Source organism: Tardiphaga sp. GW821-FHT12E02 (genome assembly GCF_058807155.1).
Genome location: NZ_JBXAQK010000006.1, coordinates 1 through 2,892 on the forward strand (window position 1 = coordinate 1; position 2,892 = coordinate 2,892).

Below are 2,892 nucleotides of genomic sequence, written 5' to 3' on the forward strand. Positions count from 1 at the left end.
GCACTGTTGAAGGCCGGCTACACGTTGGCCTGGGTCGGGCAGCGGAAGTGGAACGGCGTCGCTATCCTCGCGCGCAACGCGGAGATCTTCATCACGCGGCGGCGGCTCCCGGGCGATCCCAAAGACGATCAGACCCGGTATATCGAGGCCGTCATCGACGGGATCGTGGTCGCGTGCCTCTATGCTCCGAACGGCAACCCGATGCCTGACCCGAAATTCGACTACAAGCTCGCCTGGCTGAAGCGTCTCAATCGACATGCGGCCACGCTTCGCAAGACCGGCGCCCCGATCGTGCTGGCCGGCGACTTCAACGTCGTGCCGACGGCGGCCGACATCTATCCGACGAAGTCGTGGGACAAGGACGCGCTGGTTCAGCCCGAGGCGCGGAAGTTGCTGGTGGCCTTGCTCGCCAAAGGTTGGACGGACGCGCTGCGCGCGATGCATCCCGAAGCGGTGCCATACACGTTCTGGACCTGTTGGCGGGGCCGGTTCGAACGCGATGCCGGCCTGCGAATCGACCACCTCTTTCTCGATCCGCAACTCGCCGATCGCTGAGGAAAGCGGGCGTCGATCGGAAAATTCGGGCCAAGCCGGAGACCAGCGATCACGCCCCGGCATGGATTGTCCTGGAATGATCTACGCTTGCTTCCAGGCGTCCATGATCTTCAGCGAAGCCTTGTCCTGCTCGCCGCCGTAATACCGCTTCAGAGCTTCTTTATATGGTGCGCCGCCGCGATCGGCTTCGCTGAACAACGTCATCGCCGACCTGAATTTTAGATCGTCGGGCGAACCGAAGATATCGTGCGCTGATTTGCCGGTCACGCTCAGCAGCGCCTCGGTGCACTCCCTGAGCCGGATGCCCAGGAGGGGATGGGCGAGATAGGCCCGCGCCTCGTCCATCGAGCCGATCGCATATCGCTGCGCCATCGCGCTGTGCCCGAGGCCGGCAGCCTGCGGGAATATGAACCACATCCAGTGGCTCCGCTTGTCGCCGGCCTTCAGCTCGGCGACTGCGGTGGCGTAGGCGGGCTCTTGAGCGATGACGAAGCGTTGCAGGTCGAAGCGATTGCGCGTTTGCTCCATCATGCGATCTAGCCCGCCTTGCGTTTGCTCGCCGCCCGCGCAGTCGTTTTTTTGGTCGCTGCGGCGGGTTTCTTTCCGCTGATCGGCAGCAGCATTTCTTTCTGGCCCGCGGCGCGCTTGGCGGCACGCTTCGGTTTTGCCGGCGTGGCTTCGGACGAATTGCCCTTGAGACTTTGCTTCAGTGCCGTCATCAGGTCGACCACGTTGGTGCCGGGACGCGCTTTGCCGTGTGCCTTCACCGTCGTGCCGGCGCGTTTCTGATTGATCAGTTCGATCAGGGCGGATTCGTAGCGGTCATCGAACTTGCTCGGGTCGAAATCTGCGGTCTTTTGCTGGACGATGTGTTGTGCGAGGTCGAGCATGTCCTTCGTCACCTTCACGTCCTGGATGTCGTCGAAATATTCGTCCTCGCTGCGGACCTCGTAGGGGTATCGCAGAAGCGTTCCCATAAGGCCGTTCTTGAGCGGCTCAAGCGCGATGATGTGTTCGCGGCTTGTCAGCACCAAGCGCCCGATCGCGACCATGTCCATGCTGCGGATGGTCTCGCGGATGACGGCGTAGGCGTCGTGGCCGACCTTGCCGTCAGGAACGAGGTAGTATGGCCTGATGGCATAGCGCTGATCGATGTCGTCCTTCGGTACGAATTCGTCGATTTCGATCGTCCGGGTGGAGTCGAGTGCAATGTTTTCCAGTTCTTCCTTCTCGACCTCGACATAGGTGTCGGTATCGACCTTGTAGCCTTTGACGATGTCCTCGTTGGCGACTTCTTTGCCCGTGTCGGCATCGACCTTGAGATACTTGATGCGGTGACCGGTGTTTCGGTTGAGTTGGTTCAGGCTGACCTTCTCCGCGTCGGAAGTGGCCGGGTACAGAGCCACCGGGCAGGTGACGAGCGAGAGGCGTAGAAAGCCTTTCCAATTGGCGCGCGGGGCCATCATATACTCCAACACAACTGACTGAACGGAACCGGGACACCAAGCATGCCTACAAGGATTCGTTCCGGAACGCTTTGAGATGACTCGCGTTTCCTGCTCGGCACGGTACCGAGGTGCCCAATGCGCTGTTAACGGGAGAAAGACGGTGATCCTGCGGAAGACGCCAGCCTTCATAATCGATGACCCTCGTTTGGAGCCGGACAAGAACGAGAAGCCCGACGAGTCTTTGGAAGATCACGGTGACATCGCGACGCCGGAGCCTTCGCCTCCTACCGACGACGATCGGCCGCTGGATTGACCCTACACAAATCGAGGTATGCGATGTCCAAGAAGTTCGATCCCAATCCCGTCGACAAACACGCTGAGGATCCGAAGACGGCGATCAAGGAAGACCGCAAGCAGTCGAGGCTCGACAAGGAATTGGAAGATACTTTCCCGGCGTCCGATCCCGTCAGCGAGACCCAACCGAAACCTTCGCGTGAATAGACGCGGCTCAACCAACGCAACGGAGTTGCTCATGAGCGAAGACACCAACAGCGAGTCGATTGGCGACAAGGCGTTCAATGCCGCGAAGGATACCGTGAACGCTGCCGCCGGCCATGTTGACGAGGTCGGACAGCACTTCAAACAGAAGCTGGAAGCAGCCAAGCGGCCGGAAACCTACTTGGAAATGCTGAAGGATGTCACCAAGGCAGCGCCGCTCGGAATGCTTGCGGTCGCGTTCATAGGCGGAATGCTGTTCGCGCGTCGCCGTTGACCGCCGATATCCGAGTTTCCCGTTTGTTAACCGCGTTTGGCCATGGTCTCCCGCATCGCACAAGGAGTCGTCGATGCAGGACATGGAACAAGCTATCCGCGAGCGCGCCTATCACAT

The 2,892-nt window shown here is 60.2% G+C and carries 5 protein-coding genes and 1 pseudogene; 4 read left to right on the forward strand and 2 right to left on the reverse strand.

What is annotated here, in order from left to right:
• A pseudogene (locus tag AC1RQ5_RS31015) lies at window positions 1–635 on the forward strand (exodeoxyribonuclease III); the annotation flags it as partial.
• Between the two features lies 1 nt (window position 636).
• Here AC1RQ5_RS31015 and AC1RQ5_RS31020 read toward each other — a convergent pair.
• Both AC1RQ5_RS31020 and ku read right to left on the reverse strand, forming a co-directional pair.
• Window positions 637–1,083, reverse strand: a complete 447-nt coding sequence (locus AC1RQ5_RS31020) for a DUF1810 domain-containing protein (protein WP_493204659.1) — start codon at window positions 1,081–1,083, stop codon at window positions 637–639.
• An 8-nt stretch (window positions 1,084–1,091) separates the two neighbouring features.
• The gene (ku, locus tag AC1RQ5_RS31025) at window positions 1,092–2,018 is read right to left on the reverse strand and encodes a non-homologous end joining protein Ku (protein WP_493204660.1); all 927 of its coding nucleotides are present in this window, start codon (window positions 2,016–2,018) and stop codon (window positions 1,092–1,094) included.
• A 145-nt stretch (window positions 2,019–2,163) separates the two neighbouring features.
• Between ku and AC1RQ5_RS31030 the strand changes: the two genes are divergently transcribed.
• Genes AC1RQ5_RS31030 through AC1RQ5_RS31040 form a run of 3 tightly spaced genes read left to right on the forward strand, consistent with a single transcriptional unit; the run spans window position 2,164 to window position 2,775 of the window.
• Window positions 2,164–2,316: a hypothetical protein gene (locus AC1RQ5_RS31030; RefSeq protein WP_493204661.1), complete on the forward strand. Its 153-nt coding sequence runs from the start codon at window positions 2,164–2,166 to the stop codon at window positions 2,314–2,316.
• A 23-nt stretch (window positions 2,317–2,339) separates the two neighbouring features.
• Window positions 2,340–2,504: a hypothetical protein gene (locus AC1RQ5_RS31035; protein WP_493204662.1), complete on the forward strand. Its 165-nt coding sequence runs from the start codon at window positions 2,340–2,342 to the stop codon at window positions 2,502–2,504.
• A 31-nt stretch (window positions 2,505–2,535) separates the two neighbouring features.
• Window positions 2,536–2,775 (forward strand): hypothetical protein, encoded by a 240-nt coding sequence (locus AC1RQ5_RS31040; RefSeq protein ID WP_493204663.1) that lies wholly within the window; start codon window positions 2,536–2,538, stop codon window positions 2,773–2,775.
• Window positions 2,776–2,892: the final 117 nt, after the last annotated feature.